The organism is Bradyrhizobium sp. SZCCHNS2022 (genome assembly GCF_032377575.1).
GTDB lineage: Bacteria > Pseudomonadota > Alphaproteobacteria > Rhizobiales > Xanthobacteraceae > Bradyrhizobium > Bradyrhizobium aeschynomenes.
On the sequence record NZ_JAUHHZ010000001.1, the window covers coordinates 3,322,412 to 3,337,693 of the forward strand.

Genomic DNA, 15,282 nt, shown 5'->3' on the forward strand with positions numbered 1-15,282 from the left:
GGCTGGGAGCCTCAGCCCATTCGTGCGGCCCCCGCTTCCACCTGCCTGAATCGACGGGTCAAGCGCAAGCCCGTCAAGCCGATATTCCATGATTTATCCGTATTTTGCGGCCCGATCCTGGAGCGAATCGGTTGTCATCGCGGGCGCCCCGACAGGTTGCGCCGCAGCCCCATCACGTAGCCGATGATCTCCGCGACCGCGTGATAATGTTCCACCGGGATTTCCTCGTCGATCTCGACCGTGGCGTAGAGCGCGCGGGCCAGCGGCACGTTCTCGACGATCGGGATGTCGTGCGCCTTGGCGACTTCCCGGATCTTGAAGGCGATGTTGTCGACGCCCTTGGCGACGCAGACCGGCGCGGACATGCCGCGCTCATAGGACAGCGCGACCGAGTAGTGGGTCGGGTTGGTGATGATCACGGAGGCCTTGGGAACCGCAGCCATCATGCGCTTCTTCATGCGCTGCTGGCGGATCTGCCGGATGCGGCCCTTGACGTGCGGGTCGCCTTCGGACTGCTTGAACTCCTCCTTCATCTCCTGCAGCGACATCTTCTGCCGCTCGTACCATTGCCGGTACTGGAACAGGTAGTCGCCGATGGCGACGAGGGCGAGCAGCGCCACCACCGAGCCCATCAGATGCGTGGTCAGCGAGATCGTGACGCCGAGCAGCTCGCTGACATCCATGTGCAGCAGCGATTCCAGGCGCAGCCGCTCCGGCCACAGGATCATCACCATGACGGTGCCGAGCAGCACCAGCTTGAAGATGCCCTTGGCGAAGTTGGCCGCGGCCTGCTTGCCGAACAACCGCTTGGCTCCGGCCAGCGGCGAGATCTTGCTCAGGCTCGGCTTCATCGGCTCGCCCGACCAGACCAGGCGATGCTGCATCATGTTGCCGGCGATCGCCGCCAGCATCACCATCAGGATCGGCACGCCGATGGCGGCGATCACCGTGAACGACAGGCTGCGCGCCAGCGCCATCAGGCCCGCGCCGTCGGTGTGGATCATCCAGGAATTGGCGATCAGGTTGCGCATCGGCACCAGCACGGCGACACCGATCGAGCCGGAGAAGGTCGTCATCACCAACGTCGCGGCGGCGATCACGAACCAGGTGTTGAGCTCCTGGCTCTTGACGACGTCGCCGCGCTCGAGCGCCTGGTCGAGGCGTTTTTGCGTCGGGTCTTCTGTTTTGTCTTCGGAATCGGCTTCATCGGCCATCGGTCAGGCTCCCCTCACCGCGGCATCAGCTCGCGCATGACGCCTTCGAAATAGCCGATGAACGATCCCATCATCGCGGCGAGAACCAGCGCGAAGATCATGAATCCGATCAGGATCGAGAGCGGCGCACCGACGAAATACACCTGCATCTGCGGCATCAGCCGCGCCAGCACGCCAAGCCCGATGTTGAAGACCAGGCCGAACACCAGGAACGGCGCCGACAATTGCAGCCCGATCTTGAAGGCCGCGGCAAACGCCTTGGTGGCCAGCGAGGCGACGTCGCCGCTCGGGATCAGTTCGCCGGGCGCGAAGATCTTGTAGCTGTCGCTCAGCGCTGCGATGACCAGATGATGGCTGTCGGTCGAGAACAGCAGGGTCACGCCGAGCATGGTCAGGAAGTTGCCGATCAGGACGCCCTGCTGGCCCTGCGTCGGATCGACCGCGGTGACGAAGCCGAGCCCCATCTGCTGCGCGATCACCGAGCCCGCGACCTGCAGCGCCGACAGCGTCACCCGCGCGGTCGCACCGAGCACGATGCCGATCACGATCTCGTGCACCATCATCACCAGCAGCGGCGCCATCGCCTGCAGGTCGATCTGATAGGCCTGACGGTGCAGCGGCAGCACGACCATCGTGAGCAGCAGCGCGGTCGCGAGCTTGATGCGAACGGGAATGTTGACCTCGCCGAGGCCCGGCAACAGCATCACCATCGCGCCGATGCGCGCGAAGGCCAGCATGAACACCGCCGCCAGGGTCGGAAGAAACGAGATGTCGATGCGCATCGTCCGCGGTCCCGGCGCCGGCAACCGCAAGCTGCTGCGGCACGCCGGTTTGCGAAGAAAAGACCGGACAGGACACAGCCTGACAACCGGCCTGCAGAGCGCCGAGCCGAAAGGCCGCTTGCGCCCGATCGACAACGGCAGTGCCCCCCGGACTGCCCTTCACGACCGGTCGCAACGCCTCCAAGCAGGACAGCTCTGCCGTGCCGGACATTGCCTCATCCGCCGATGATTCGCGACGAGATCCGCATCATGTGCGAATGCAGCGCATCGGCCATGAACGGCAGCGCCAGCAGCAGCGTCACGAAGATCGCGATGATCTTCGGCACGAACACCAGCGTCTGCTCCTGGATCTGCGTCAGCGCCTGGAACAGCGAGACCACCACGCCGACCACGAGGCCGACCACCATCAGCGGCGACGACACCAGCACGATCGTCCAGATCGCATCGCGCGCCACGTCGAGCGTTTCAGCTCCGGTCATGTCCTGTCGCCCCTCGTCGTCGGTCGGCGCCTGATCGGGCGACCTTGCATTGCGCACGGCTCCGGCACATCCGGCCCCGCAGATCATGCGACGTGACACGCCCTGTGCGCATCACGTCGTTCAAGCGCCCGCAAGCGGGCTCAGATCGTCATCTTCATGACGTCCTCATAGGCCTGGATCACGCGGTCGCGCACCGAGACCAGCGTCGACACCGCGACGTCGGTCTCGGCGACCGCGGTGACGACGTCCATCACATTTGCCTTGCCCGAGGCCATCGCGACCGTCTGGCTGTCGGACTTGCGCCCAGCCTCCACGACGCTGCCGAGCGCATCCTTCAGCACCGCGCTGAACGACGGGCCACCCTTGTCGGCGCCGGCGCCACTGCCGAGCACGTCACGCACGCGCGCAAGACCGCCGAAGGCATTGCCCGAACCGCTGGTGTCGAGCACGCGGGCGGAGTTCGCATAGGCATTTGCTGCGGAGATTGGGGAGGCCATGACTTTCGTTCCTGTCCTAGGTCTTCAGAATGTCGAGTGTGCGTTGGATCATGCGGCGCGTGGCGCCGATGATGTTCAAGTTCGCCTCGTAGGACCGCTGTGCATCACGCATGTCGGTCATTTCGATGAGCGGATTGACATTGGGGTACTTGACATTGCCGGACGCGTCCGCGGCCGGGTTACTGGGGTCGTATTTGACGCGGAACGAAGATTGATCGGGCACCACCTTGCCGAGCGTCACCACCTTGGCGTCCAGCGCGCGGTCGAGCGCCGAGCTGAAGGTCGGGACCTTGCGGCGATACGGATCGCCACCCGCTTTCGCCGCGGTCGAGTCGGCATTGGCGATGTTCTCGGAAATGACGCGCATGCGCCCGGCCTGCGCACGCAGGCCTGACGTCGCGATGCTCATCGAGCGCAGGAAATCGCTGGAGTCGTTTGCCATGCTTGTCGGTCTCCATCCTTAGCTCCGGCTCAGGCCTTGCCGATCGCCGTCTTCAACAAACGCAGGCTCTTGCCGTAGAGCGAGGTCGCGGCTGCATAATCCATCTGGTTGGCGGAGACCTTGAGCATCTCCTCCTCGAGGCTGACGGCATTGCCGGCCGGCCGCGTCAGAAATCCCACCTTCCGATTCTGGTCGAAGCTCGCATTGTCGCCCGACGACGGCGCAATGTGCGCCGTGCTGGTGCGCGTCAGCGTCAATGCGGCGAAGCCGCCCACCGGCTGGCCGGTTGAATTGAACTTCGGCTCAACCAGATCCTTGGGCTTGAAGTTCGGCGTGTCCGAGTTGGACACGTTTTCGGACAGCACGCGCTGGCGCTCCTGATGCCATTGCATCTTCGTCCGCAACGCCGACAAGACGGGGAGATCGTTGATGGACATCGCGCTGCTCGGTTGTGTCCGGCTACCGGACGGTTTGGGTAGGTAGAAATTGCCGTGCATATGGTTAACGGAGGGTTAAGAAACGGTATGTCGAACACCGGGACTATCCCGGGGTTTTGACACTTTCTTAGGAAAATGCGGGTCGGCCGGCTGATCGATGCATCAATTCGGGACGGGGGACCTCGCCAAGAAGTCGTTTTGGCCCGGCCGATTCATGGGTTATTAAGATACCGAGCGGCAGATCCTGCCGTTTTGCGTTAACGGGTTGGTTCCGGTTCTGAAGGCCTCGTTCACTGACGCGACTGCGTTGGACACAGGAGAGACTTCGAAAGGACGCGGTATTTGCCGGGGACAGAGATGCAGGCGCTGACGTTCTTTTTTGCTTTCGTAGCCGTGCTGGCGTTGATCGGCCTTGCCGCATGGCTGGTTCGTCGATTCGCCGGCAATCGCCTCGGCACGAACCCGAATCGCGGCCGCATGCCCCGGCTCGCCGTGATCGATGCCGCCGCCGTCGACGGCCGCCGCCGGCTCGTGCTGGTGCGCCGTGATAACATAGAGCATCTCCTGATGATCGGCGGGCCGACCGACATCGTCGTCGAATCCAACATCGTGCGTGCGATGCCGGCACGCGAGCAGTTGCCGCAACGGCCGGGCCTCAATGCTGCCGAACAGCCGGCGGCGCGCATCGCGCCGGCGCAGGACTCGCCGTCCTGGACCGACAACGAGCCGAAGCCCGAGGCCGCCGAGCTTGCGGAGGTGCCGGTTCCGGAACTGCCGCTCCGTCCGCAGCGCCCCTCGTTCATCGACGAGGTTCGCCGCACCGCGCCGGCCGCGGCCGAGCGGCGCGAGCCGCCGCCGGCCTTCCCGCCCGAGCCGCCGCTGCCGCCGCGCCGGCCTGCCCCCCGCCCCGAGATGCGCGCAGAGCCGCGCGGGGGCGACGAGACCCGCCTGGAGCCGCGCCCCGAGCGGGCTGCCGGCCGCGGCGAGCAGGTCATGCCGCGACCGCTGCGGCCGGCCGAGCCGCAGCGCCAGGCCGAAGCACAGCGCCCGCCCGAGGGCCCTCGGCTGCCGCCGGTTCGCGCCGAGCGAGTCGAACGGGCAGAACGCGCCGAGCAGGCCGAGCGCGTGGCCGCGCCGCCGCTTCCACCGGTCGCCCAGGTGCCTGCACCGCCCCCGGCGGCGCCGCCGCCACCACCTGTGGATCAGAGCGCCGAGGCCAATCTGGCCGAGATGGCGCAGCGTCTGGAGGCGGCGTTGCGGCGCCCGACGTCCGAGCCGCAAGCGGCGTCGGGCGGCCCCGCAGCGCTCCGCCCGGCGCGCAGCGAGCCGGCAGCGGCGCCTGCTGCGCCCAAGACGAGCTTCGAGAATCTGGAGGACGAGATGGCCTCGCTGCTCGGACGTCCGAAGTCCTCTCAGTGAGATCGCGCAGCTTCCCGCGTAGAGTTGTCTTCATCGCTGTCCTGATTGCCGCCGGCTCGTTCGCGGGGAGCGCGGCTGCGCAGGACATCAGCATCAATCTCGGCGGCGCCGGCGGTGGCGGTGTCACCGAGCGTGCGGTCCAGCTGATCGCCCTGCTCACGGTGCTGTCGATCGCGCCGTCGATCCTGATCATGATGACATCGTTCACGCGCATCGTGGTCGTGCTGTCGCTGCTGCGCACGGCGATGGGCACGGCGACCGCGCCGCCCAACTCCGTCATCATCGCGCTCGCGATGTTCCTGACCGCGTTCGTCATGGGCCCGGTGCTGCAGAAATCCTATGACGACGGCATCCGGCCGCTGGTCGAGAACCAGATCGGCGTCGAGGACGCCCTGCAGCGCGCCTCGGTGCCGTTGCGCGGCTTCATGCAGAAGAACGTACGTGAGAAGGACCTCAAGCTGTTCATGGACCTCTCGGGCGAGGCGCCGCCGGCGACGCCCGACGACCTGTCGCTGCGCATCCTGGTGCCGGCCTTCATGATCTCCGAGCTCAAGCGCGCCTTCGAGATCGGCTTCCTGCTGTTCCTGCCGTTCCTGATCATCGACCTCGTGGTCGCCTCGGTGCTGATGTCGATGGGCATGATGATGCTGCCGCCGGTGGTGGTGTCGCTGCCGTTCAAGCTGATCTTCTTCGTCCTCGTCGACGGTTGGTCGCTGGTCGCCGGCAGCCTGGTGCAGAGCTACGGCGGGTAGCGGCGCAACGACGATCGTCGCGGCACGCCTTCCCCCGGGGCAAGCTCGTTCCCCTCCCGAGGCAAGCTCTTTCTCCTCTCCATGAACGCGCCGATTGGCGCGTTCATGGTCGGTGTGCAGCCCCCCACCCTTGAGTGCCAAGACCTCATGGTGAGGAGCGCCGCAGGCGCGTCTCGAACCATGAGGCCACAGTTCGAGGCTCGCCCTTCGAGATGCTCGCCTGCCGCCGGCTCCTCAGCGAGCGGATCGTCACCGAGATTGACCGACGAGGAATCGTCGCAGCGAGCCGGGTCGCGCCGGCGAGAGGCTGATCCGCTCGCCGCAAGCGCGGCACTGCGCCCCTGTCAAAAGAAAGTCTCCGGCCCTTGGGAAGCCGGAGACGAAGGTGGATCCTGGAAAGATGATGAATGCACGAAGCGTAGTTCGCGACGCGTGGTGTGTGAACCCTGAAATGTGTGACGGCGCTTCGGGACAGAACTCGCGGTCAGATCGGGAAATTGTCCACGGCGCTGCAGGAAGAATTGGACGGGACAACTATCAAACGAGGACAATTAGTTGTTGTGGTCGCTGCAGCGGCGACTTTGTCGGTTCCGTTTCTTGACGCTCACTTTCATCCGCCCCTACGATGCAAGAAGGATCCGACAGAGATCCAGGGAGGAACGATATGGAAGTCAGACAAGGTGTACATCGAGCAAGAGTTCGGTCCGCTGTTCGCGCGGCTGCCATTCTTTGCGTGGCGCTCGCAATGAGCGCGGGCGGTACGACAGCCGAGGAATTGACGCCGGATCGCATCAAGGCGACGATGTCCGCCGTCGACAGCGCGATGATCAAGGCCAATGCCGCGACGTCAAAGGATTGGCCGACCATCGGCCTCGACTATGGCGAGACGCGCTTCAGCAAGCTCGACAAGATCAACACCGACAACGTCAAGGATCTCGGACTCGCCTGGAGCTATAATCTCGAATCCGAGCGCGGCATCGAGGCGACGCCAGTCGTGGTCGACGGCATCATGTATCAGACGGCATCGTGGAGCGTCGTGCATGCGATCGATGCCCGCACTGGCAAGAAGATCTGGACCTTCGATCCCGGAGTCAAGCGCGAGATCGGCTACAAGGGCTGCTGCGACGTCGTCAATCGCGGCGTCGCCGTCTACAAGGGCAAGGTGTTCATCGGTGCCTATGACGGGCGGCTGATCGCGCTCGATGCCGCGACCGGCCAGAAGGTCTGGGAAAAGGACACGCTGATCGATCACGAGCACTCCTACACCATCACCGGTGCGCCGCGCGCGTTCAACGGCAAGGTGGTGATCGGCCAGGGCGGCGCGGAGTATGGCGCGCGCGGCTACATCACCGCCTATGACACCGAGACCGGCAACCAGCTGTGGCGCTGGTTCACCATCCCCGGCGATCCGTCGAAGCCGTTCGAGGACGAGTCGATGGCCGCGGCGGCGAAGACCTGGGATCCCTCGACCAAATACTGGATCAATGGCGGTGGCGGCACGCCATGGGATACGATCACCTACGACCCCGACCTCAACATGGTCTATCTCGGCACCGGCAACGGCGCGCCGTGGAATCGCAAGATCCGCAGCCCGTCCGGCGGCGACAACCTCTATCTCGCCTCCATCGTGGCGCTGAACGCCGAGACCGGCAAATACATCTGGCACTATCAGGAGACGCCCGGCGATCACTGGGACTACACCTCGACCCAGCCGATGATCCTGGCCGACATCACCATCGACGGCGCGCCGCGCAAGGTGATCCTGCATGCGCCGAAGAACGGCTTCTTCTTCGTGATCGACCGCACCAACGGCAAGTTCATCTCGGCCAAGAACTTCGTCGATGTGAACTGGGCAACCGGCTATGATGCCAATGGCCGTCCGATTGAGGTGCCCGCCGCGCGCGGCGATGATCCCTACGACTCCATTCCGGGCCCCTATGGTGCGCATAACTGGCACCCGATGTCGTTCAATCCGCAGACCGGCCTCGTCTATCTGCCGGCGCAGAACATCCCGGTGAATCTCACGCCGGAGAAAAACTTCGTCAACAACGCGCCCACGCCGGGCAAGTTCGGCGGCGTCACGGCCTGGAATCTCGGCTTCATGCTGAACGCGACGCCGCCGAAGGCGCCGGCGTTCGGGCGCCTGCTCGCGTGGGATCCGGTGCAGCAGAAGGAAGTCTGGCGGATCGAGCACGCCTCCCCGTGGAACGGCGGCACGCTGACGACGGCCGGCAATCTCGTGTTCCAGGGCACCGCGGACGGCCGCTTCGTCGCCTATGACGCGCGCAACGGCAAGATGCTGTGGGAGACGCCGACGGGCACCGGCGTCGTGGCCGCGCCGTCGACCTACATGATCGACGGCGTGCAATATGTCTCGATCGCGGTCGGCTGGGGCGGCGTCTACGGCCTTGCCGCCCGCGCCACCGAGCTGCGCACGCCCGGCACCGTCTACACCTTCGCGGTCGGCGCCAAGGCGAAACTGCCGGAGTTCGTGAAGTACCAGACCGAGGGCCTGCTGCAGGGCGTGAAGTACGACCCGAAGGATGTGCCCGAGGGCACCGCGCTCTACATTGCCGCCTGCGCCACCTGCCATGGCGTGCCCGGCGTCGATCGTGGCGGCAACATCCGTAATCTCGGCTACGTGCCGGCCGAGGAGATCACCAAGCTGAAGGACATCGTCTTCAACGGACCGTTCCGCGACCGCGGCATGCCTGATTTCACCGGCAAGCTGAAGGAGGAGGATGTCGTGAAGATCCAGGCCTTCATCCAGGCGACGGCCGACGCGATCAGGCCGAAGAAGTAGCCGGGAGTCTTCCTCAGGCTGACATCCAGGCCTGAATCGCCGAAGTGACCAATGCCGACGTGACCGGGGCCCGGATCGGGCTCCGGTCATGCCGGCCGGCGTTCTCCGGCTGTGCGGCGCTGTATCAGCGGCCCGCGATCGCCTGCTTGACGCCCTGGATGCGCGGCAGGGAGCCGGTGGATTCGAGGCCGGGCTTGGCGGCATCCTTGCCGGCATCCGGGCCCTTGCCGGTGGCGTCGGGGAACCGCGCCTTCATGTCGCGCAGGAAGCCGTCGAGCGTATCGACACCCGCCGCCATCTTGGCGATCTGGGCGAACTCCGCGCTCGATCCGCTGGCCGGCTTGCTGGCGACGTCGAAGGCGAGCTTGTCGGCCTCGCCGGTCATCAGCGGTGCGTATTTCTCGCGGAAGCGGGCGAGGCCGATCGCATCGTCCGCCAGCGCATAGCCGACAACGGCACGCAGGATGTCGCCGCGCTCGGACGGATTGAGCGGACGGAAATCGCGCCAGCGGTCGCCGTAATACAGTTCGATCTGCTCCGAGGCCTCACGCCAGCGCCGTGACGCCCAGTAGATGTCGGAGCGCAGCCGGATCGCCTCGCGCCCCGCCACATTGGTGATGATGTCGAGGCCGAGATCGTGGCGTCCGATATCGCTGTTGGCACGCGCCTCCAGCAGCAGCCGCTGCTGGCGCAATTCGCCGGAGAGATCGGCGATGCGGGTGGTGCGCAGCGCCTCGATGGCACGGTCCGGCTTGCGGTTGGTGAGGTACACCATGGCGAGGCGGGCTGCGACCTGGGCGCGCGCGGCGCCTTCGAGGCGATGGTCGACCTGGTACTGCAAGAGCTCGGCGGCCTGGTCGAGCAGGTCGATGCCGACCAGGCGGTCGGCGAGCTTGCGGATCATCTCGTCGCCGCGCCGCCCGATCGGGGTCAGCTCGCGAAAGCCGTAGAAGATGCTGAGCGCGTCGACCGGCGGCAGCTCGTCGGCCTTGCCGCCGAGGAACAGCTGCGAGAACAGCCGCTGCGCGGCATCCTGCGCCTGCCGCGCCACGTCCGAATTCGGCATCAGACGGGTCGCCATCCGCGCGGCTTCGAGCGAGTCGGCGTAACGGCCCGCCTCCTCGTAGAGCTGCGACATCATCTGCAGGGTTTGCACCTCGATGGCGTCGCCGCGCCAGGTCGCCTGCAAGGTCTCCAGCTCCTTCAACGCATCGGCCGGCTTGATCTCGCCGCGCTTCTGCAGGAGCTTGATCTCGAACAGCTTGGCTTCCGCGGCGGCCGGGCGATCGTTCGAGTCGATCGCGAATCTATAATCGTCCAGCGCATCCTTCTCCTGCGCCATGGCCTCGGCGAGCCGGCCGCGCAGCACGGCGACATCGGGCTTCATGTCCGCGGGCACGCCGATCACCTCGAGCTCGGCGCGGCGCTTGGCGGCGCCGGCGAAATCCTTGATCTCGAGCGAGGACTTCATCGCATCCAATGTCACGATCCGCTGCAGGTCGAGCGGCAGCGAGGCGATGGCGAATTCGACGTTCTTCAGCTTCTCGCGTGCGTCGGCAAACTTGCCCTGCCGTGCAAACGCGAGTCCCTTCCACATCTGCGAGTCGAAATTGTTGCCGATCGAGGAGTTGGCGAGATCCTTCAGCCCCTGGTCCGGACGTCCCATCAGGATGCTGGCGACGGCGTGGATCATCAGCATCGCCGTCTCGTCGGTGCGCGGATCGTCGTCCGAGATCATCAGATTGGTGATGCCGCGCGCCTCGGGATACATGCCGCGCGCCATGTAGAAGCGCGCCAGCGCAAGGCGCGCCTGGGCACGCCGCTCCGGCTCGGCATTGGCCGCCGTCCTGATCAGCAGGTCCTCGCGCGGCACGAAAGGCTGCGTCTGGTTCTGCTGCCATTCGTCGATGTCGAACATCGGCCTGACCGCGGTCGGCGCACGTTCCGGCGAGAAGCCGATCGAGGACAGCGTCAGCCCGCCCGGCCGACCCAGGATCACCTTGTCGGGCGCGATCTCGACGGCAACGTCGTCGGAGTTCGGACGCACCGCGATGCCGTGAATGGAATCCAGCAGCGACAAATCGACGAAATCCTGCCGCTTGATGAAGCCGCGGATCGGCGGCGGCGCCGTCACCACCAGCAGCGTATCGCCGGCGTCGGGATCGGTCAGGCGATGCAGCATCCCGGCTCCGGGGTTGGCGAGCGGCACCATGACGTTGGCGAGCGCGGGATCGGTGACGTTGCGCATCACCATCAGCGGCTGCTGATTGGTCTGGCCCTTGTCGGCGAAGGACAAGGTCCAGCTGCGGCCGCCATCGTCGCTACCGAGCGAATGCATCTGCGGCCGGTTGAGGCGGATGCGGATCGCCTGGCCCTTGTCGAGCGCGACCCGGTTGACCTCGCCGATGATCGCGCCGCCCTTGGCCCTGATCGGCTCGACGTCGACGGGCTTGGTCGAATCGAACACCATCCACACCGTGTCGCCTCGGCGGAACAGCGCGGCGGGCGTGACCTGGCCGAAGCCGAAGGTCAGCCGCAGGCCCTCGCTGTCGCGCAGCGCCTCGAGCGTCGCGGCACCGGTCGCAGGCTTCTCCGCCGGCTTCTCCATCGCCTTGGGTGCATCGGCCATGTCGGGCTTGGCCACTTCCATCTTCGGAGCTTCGGCCTTGGCGGCCTCCGACTTCACAACGTCGGATTTGGCCGGCTCAGACTTGGTCGGCTCGGACTTGGCAGGCTCAGACTTGGCAGGCTCAGGCCTCGCCGCCTCAAGCTTGGCTGCCTCGGGCTTGGCAGCCTCGAGCTTGGCAGGCTCGGGAGCGGCTTCCGCCTTGCTCGCAACCGCGGGTGCCGGCTCGGCTGCGGGCTCGGTCGCTGGAGCAGCGACCGCGGGCTTGGCCTCCGCCTTCATCTCCTTGGCGATGGTCTCGGAGGTCGGCGGCACGATCTCGGGCTGCGCAGCCTGCTTTGGCTTCTCGCCATTGGGCTTGTCGCCGCTGGACTTGTCGGCGGCGGCCGCCTTGGCGCCCGGCAGCGTGTCCGAGGAGACCGCGGCGACCTTCTTGTCGGGCTGCACATAGGCGATGTCGACGTTGTAGTTCTTCTCCTCGCGGAAGGCGCGGACGTCAACCTCGCCGATCATGCCGATCTCGACCACGGTCTTGCTGCCGTCGATGCGCTGGTTGATCGCGGCAACGTTCGGCGGCGACACGATCTTGGCGTCGGCGAGATCGAAGTTGAGCGGCGCGTTGAAGAACAGCGACATCTTCTGGTCGTTCATCACCGAAGAGATGCCGACGCCGTCGGGAATCTCGAACACGAACCGCACGAAGGTCGGCTGCACCAGCGCGCGCACGCGAATCGGCGGCCGCTTCTTCGACTCCGCCTCGGCGCGCTGCAGCCGCAGCGCCTTCTCGGCGGCGCGGGCGCGCTCGGCGAGCTCGCGCACGACCTCGGCCGGCAGCGGCGGCGGCGCTCCGGTCCAGCTGTCCGGCAGCAGGTCGATGAAGACGCGCTCGCCGGCCGTCATGGTGTTGACTCGCACCTTGCGCGACAACGACAGCCGGAGCGCCGAGCCGTCGGGATCGCCGCGCGCCGAGGAGATGTAGTCGGGCGCCGCGTCGACCCAGCGGTCGATCGGCACGTTGGCGGGACGATCGAACCTGATCAGCAGGATCGAGCCGGCGGTGGTCACGTCGGCCCCGACATCCTCGGAGAATTTCAGCACCAGACGGGCATAGCCGTTCTGGGCGGACAGGCTGGCCTCGCCCGGCACCGGCGCGGCGCCGGCGGCGACCGTCGACAGCATCAGCCCGATCACGATGGCCGACAGCAGGGCCAGGCCGGCGCGGATGCGCGCGCGGGCCTGCGACCGCAATCCTATGGGAGACGTGCGCGCCATGGTCACAAGCTTCCAGTTCGATATCCGCTGACTTGACGGATACGCCTGCCCCGCCACGCCGGAAGTCTAGGATCCGGCGTTTAAGGGGGCATTAAACATGCGGCTCAATTGCTTTTCACAGGCACGATCTTGCCCTCGATCTTCGGCAGCTCGGCGCTGGCTTCCGGCCTGTCGGCGCCAGCCCGGCGGGCGAGCTCGACGGTGAGGCGCTCGGCCGCCTCCGGCGTCATCAGGCCGAGAATGTCGGACATTTTCCGCGGCGCGATCTGCGAGGCGATCTCGATCAGGACGGACATGTCGAGCCGGTCGAACACCTTGGCGGCGTCCTTCGGCTTCATGCCCTCGTACATGGTGACGATGCTCTTGAAGCGGGCGTTGTCGGCTTCGGCCTTGGCGGCTTGCGCGCCGGAGATACGGCCCTCGATCGCCTTCATCTCCTCGGTCTTGGACTGGATGCGCTGCTCGGCGGCGCGCAACAGGCTCTCGCGGATGTCGATCTCGCGCTGGCGCGCCTCGAGCTCCTGGCGGCGCGACTGCAACCGCTCGAGGATTGCCTTCTCCGCCGGGGAGACCTGCTGCTGGTTCTCCTCCGGCTTGATCACGATGCCGTCGGGTTTGGTGTCGGGAGCGGCAGGCTTCGGCGCCTCCTCCTTCTTCTCCTTCGGCGCGCCGTGGGTCGAGCCGGTAACGATGTCATTGTCCTCGCGTCCCGGATAGCCGAGGTTCTCCTGGGCCCAGGACCGCTTCGAGGATTGCGGATCATAGTCGAACACGTAGCCGCCATCGATCACGAGGCCGGCCACCTTCAGGACCGCGAGGCAAGCCACCGCGATCAGGACGACGGGAATGACGCGGATGTTACGGAACGCATTCATGCGGCAAGGCCACCGGTCCTTCGACGTTCAGAGAATGCCTGGGCCGCGGCGGCAACCGCCTTGGCGCCGGAGACGCGCACCGGCTCGGCCGTCGCGGCCGGCGCAGGCGCGGCCGCCGGCTCGGGCACGGCGTCAGGCGAGGTGATGGGCCGCGCAGCGCTCGCGATCCGCGACAGCCGGCGCACCACGCCATCGCTCTCGGCGAGCTGCTTCCTGAGCTGATCGGACATCTGCGTCGCCGCGGCGAGCTGATTGCCGAGATTGTCGTTGACGTCGCGCACCGCGAGCTTGAGGCCGCCGATCGCACGCTCGGCGATCTCGGTCGCGGTGATCAGCTCCGCGATCACGGCCTTCAACGAATGCTCGTCGGCCTTCAGCCGCTTCAGCCTGGAATTCAGCAGCATGCAATAGCCGATGGTCAGCACCAGAAGGACCGCCACCAGGCTTTCGATGATCAATCCGAGGGAGTGGTTCATTGGGCCTCCATCAACTTGTTCTGGCCTTCGGAGCCTTCGAACATCGCGAGCGTCGTATTCGGCTTGCGCAAATTCTTGGTGACACGGATCGCGACGCGGTCGCCGACGCGACCCATGCGTCCTTCCGTCAGCATGGTGCTGCCGCAGCGGACCGCGACCAGCGCATCGGGCCTGATGTCGAGCGGCAGGGTGTCGCCGACCTTCAGCTTCATCAGCTGCTTCAGCGGCACGTCGGCCTCGTAGAGCACGGCGTCGACGGCGATCTCGGCCTTGGTAATCTCGGTGGCGAAGTGGCCTTCCCAGACGGGATCGCGGCCGAACTTCTCACCCATGAACATCTGCAACAGCACGGGCCGGATCGGCTCGATGGTCGCATAAGGCAGCAACAACTCGATATTGCCGCCGCGGTCCTCCATGTCGATCCGGAGTTTCACGAGGATCGCGGCATTGGCGGGCCGGCTGATCGCGGCGAAACGCGGGTTGGTCTCGAGCCGGTCGATCGTGAAGCGCACCGGCGAGAGCGGCCGGAAAGCCTGTTCCGCATCGGCCAGCACCACCTCGATCAGGCGCTTGACCAGGTTGGTCTCGATGGTCGTGTAGGGGCGGCCCTCGACGCGCAGCTGGGTGTTGCCGCGGCGGCCGCCGAGCAGCACGTCGATGATCGAATAGATCAGCGTGGAATCGACGGTGGCGAGCCCGAAATTCTCCCACTCCTCCGCCTTGAACACGCTGAGCACGGCCGGAAGCGGAATCGAGTTCATGTAGTCGCCGAAGCGGACCGAGGTGATGCGGTCGAGCGAGACTTCGACGTTGTCGGAGGTGAAGTTGCGCAAGGAGGTCGTCATCAGCCGCACCAGGCGGTCGAAGACGATTTCGAGCATCGGCAGACGCTCGTAGGACACCATCGCCGAATCGATGATGGCGCGAATGCCGGAATGGTCGTCGAGGCTGACCTCGCCGGCGGTGAAGCCGAGGAGATTGTCGATCTCCTCCTGCGACAGCACCCGCTCGCCGCCGTTCTTGGTGGCGCCGAAATCGCGGCTGCCATCCTCGACCATCGCGGCCCATTGCAGGGCCATCGATTCCGTGAGTTCATTGGCTGCTGCGGCTTCCGCGGCCTCTGCGGGATCCTCCGAATCGAGCGAGGCCTCCCATTGCGCGGCTATCGCATCTTGGTCGACTTGATCGTTGCCCGCCATGATCTCTGA

Annotated in this window: 13 protein-coding genes; 3 read left to right on the forward strand and 10 right to left on the reverse strand. The window is 65.9% G+C overall.

The genetic code is table 11. The annotated features are described in order from the left end of the window. Positions 1 to 134 precede the first annotated feature (134 nt). From flhB to flgB, 6 genes are all read right to left on the reverse strand, one after another. Entirely contained in the window at positions 135 to 1,214 is a 1,080-nt protein-coding gene (gene flhB, locus QXZ94_RS14810) for a flagellar biosynthesis protein FlhB (protein ID WP_315721021.1), read from the reverse strand. A gap of 14 nt (positions 1,215 to 1,228) precedes the next feature. Further along, positions 1,229 to 1,996, reverse strand: a complete 768-nt coding sequence (gene fliR / locus QXZ94_RS14815) for a flagellar biosynthetic protein FliR (protein WP_315721022.1) — start codon at positions 1,994 to 1,996, stop codon at positions 1,229 to 1,231. 215 nt (positions 1,997 to 2,211) lie between these two features. Continuing rightward, positions 2,212 to 2,475, reverse strand: a complete 264-nt coding sequence (gene fliQ / locus QXZ94_RS14820) for a flagellar biosynthesis protein FliQ (protein ID WP_008965881.1) — start codon at positions 2,473 to 2,475, stop codon at positions 2,212 to 2,214. Between the two features lie 140 nt (positions 2,476 to 2,615). Then, a complete protein-coding gene (gene fliE / locus QXZ94_RS14825; RefSeq protein ID WP_315721023.1) occupies positions 2,616 to 2,972 on the reverse strand; it encodes a flagellar hook-basal body complex protein FliE in 357 nt (118 codons plus the stop codon). Between the two features lie 16 nt (positions 2,973 to 2,988). Beyond that, the gene (gene flgC, locus QXZ94_RS14830; protein ID WP_172114395.1) at positions 2,989 to 3,414 is read right to left on the reverse strand and encodes a flagellar basal body rod protein FlgC; all 426 of its coding nucleotides are present in this window, start codon (positions 3,412 to 3,414) and stop codon (positions 2,989 to 2,991) included. Between the two features lie 29 nt (positions 3,415 to 3,443). After that, positions 3,444 to 3,851: a flagellar basal body rod protein FlgB gene (gene flgB / locus QXZ94_RS14835; RefSeq protein ID WP_315721024.1), complete on the reverse strand. Its 408-nt coding sequence runs from the start codon at positions 3,849 to 3,851 to the stop codon at positions 3,444 to 3,446. A 357-nt stretch (positions 3,852 to 4,208) separates the two neighbouring features. On the opposite strand from flgB, the gene QXZ94_RS14840 reads away from it, so the two are divergent. From QXZ94_RS14840 to QXZ94_RS14850, 3 genes are all read left to right on the forward strand, one after another. Next, positions 4,209 to 5,270: a flagellar biosynthetic protein FliO gene (locus QXZ94_RS14840; RefSeq protein ID WP_315721025.1), complete on the forward strand. Its 1,062-nt coding sequence runs from the start codon at positions 4,209 to 4,211 to the stop codon at positions 5,268 to 5,270. Then, positions 5,267 to 6,022, forward strand: coding sequence for a flagellar type III secretion system pore protein FliP (gene fliP, locus QXZ94_RS14845; protein ID WP_315721026.1), 756 nt, complete (start codon positions 5,267 to 5,269; stop codon positions 6,020 to 6,022). Before QXZ94_RS14840 ends, fliP begins: the two co-directional genes overlap by 4 nt. A 745-nt stretch (positions 6,023 to 6,767) precedes the next feature. After that, positions 6,768 to 8,825 carry a PQQ-dependent dehydrogenase, methanol/ethanol family gene (locus QXZ94_RS14850; protein WP_315721027.1) on the forward strand — a complete coding sequence of 686 codons (2,058 nt, stop codon included), beginning with the start codon at positions 6,768 to 6,770 and terminating at the stop codon, positions 8,823 to 8,825. A gap of 124 nt (positions 8,826 to 8,949) precedes the next feature. On the opposite strand, the gene QXZ94_RS14855 is transcribed toward QXZ94_RS14850, so the two are convergent. The 4 genes from QXZ94_RS14855 to fliM all read right to left on the reverse strand — a co-directional run bounded on the left by QXZ94_RS14855 (position 8,950) and on the right by fliM (position 15,273). Beyond that, positions 8,950 to 12,723 carry a tetratricopeptide repeat protein gene (locus tag QXZ94_RS14855; RefSeq protein ID WP_315721028.1) on the reverse strand — a complete coding sequence of 1,258 codons (3,774 nt, stop codon included), beginning with the start codon at positions 12,721 to 12,723 and terminating at the stop codon, positions 8,950 to 8,952. A gap of 104 nt (positions 12,724 to 12,827) precedes the next feature. Then, on the reverse strand, positions 12,828 to 13,598 hold the full coding sequence (locus tag QXZ94_RS14860; RefSeq protein WP_172114401.1) for a MotE family protein: 771 nt from the start codon (positions 13,596 to 13,598) through the stop codon (positions 12,828 to 12,830). After that, positions 13,595 to 14,074, reverse strand: a complete 480-nt coding sequence (locus QXZ94_RS14865) for a DUF6468 domain-containing protein (protein WP_315721029.1) — start codon at positions 14,072 to 14,074, stop codon at positions 13,595 to 13,597. The genes QXZ94_RS14860 and QXZ94_RS14865 overlap by 4 nt, the downstream gene beginning before the upstream one ends. Then, positions 14,071 to 15,273, reverse strand: coding sequence for a flagellar motor switch protein FliM (gene fliM, locus QXZ94_RS14870; protein ID WP_315721030.1), 1,203 nt, complete (start codon positions 15,271 to 15,273; stop codon positions 14,071 to 14,073). The genes QXZ94_RS14865 and fliM overlap by 4 nt, the downstream gene beginning before the upstream one ends. Between the last annotated feature and the right edge of the window lie 9 nt (positions 15,274 to 15,282).

Excerpts from the sequence above, each read along its gene's own strand:
- flhB (WP_315721021.1), bottom strand. The coding sequence starts at position 1,214 with ATGGCCGATGAAGCCGATTCCGAAGACAAAACAGAAGACCCGACGCAA.
- fliR (WP_315721022.1), bottom strand. The coding sequence starts at position 1,996 with ATGCGCATCGACATCTCGTTTCTTCCGACCCTGGCGGCGGTGTTCATG.
- fliQ (WP_008965881.1), bottom strand. The coding sequence starts at position 2,475 with ATGACCGGAGCTGAAACGCTCGACGTGGCGCGCGATGCGATCTGGACG.
- fliE (WP_315721023.1), bottom strand. The coding sequence starts at position 2,972 with ATGGCCTCCCCAATCTCCGCAGCAAATGCCTATGCGAACTCCGCCCGC.
- flgC (WP_172114395.1), bottom strand. The coding sequence starts at position 3,414 with ATGGCAAACGACTCCAGCGATTTCCTGCGCTCGATGAGCATCGCGACG.
- flgB (WP_315721024.1), bottom strand. The coding sequence starts at position 3,851 with ATGTCCATCAACGATCTCCCCGTCTTGTCGGCGTTGCGGACGAAGATG.
- QXZ94_RS14840 (WP_315721025.1), top strand. The coding sequence starts at position 4,209 with ATGCAGGCGCTGACGTTCTTTTTTGCTTTCGTAGCCGTGCTGGCGTTG.
- QXZ94_RS14850 (WP_315721027.1), top strand. The coding sequence starts at position 6,768 with ATGAGCGCGGGCGGTACGACAGCCGAGGAATTGACGCCGGATCGCATC.
- QXZ94_RS14855 (WP_315721028.1), bottom strand. The coding sequence starts at position 12,723 with ATGGCGCGCACGTCTCCCATAGGATTGCGGTCGCAGGCCCGCGCGCGC.
- QXZ94_RS14860 (WP_172114401.1), bottom strand. The coding sequence starts at position 13,598 with ATGAATGCGTTCCGTAACATCCGCGTCATTCCCGTCGTCCTGATCGCG.
- QXZ94_RS14865 (WP_315721029.1), bottom strand. The coding sequence starts at position 14,074 with ATGAACCACTCCCTCGGATTGATCATCGAAAGCCTGGTGGCGGTCCTT.
- fliM (WP_315721030.1), bottom strand. The coding sequence starts at position 15,273 with ATGGCGGGCAACGATCAAGTCGACCAAGATGCGATAGCCGCGCAATGG.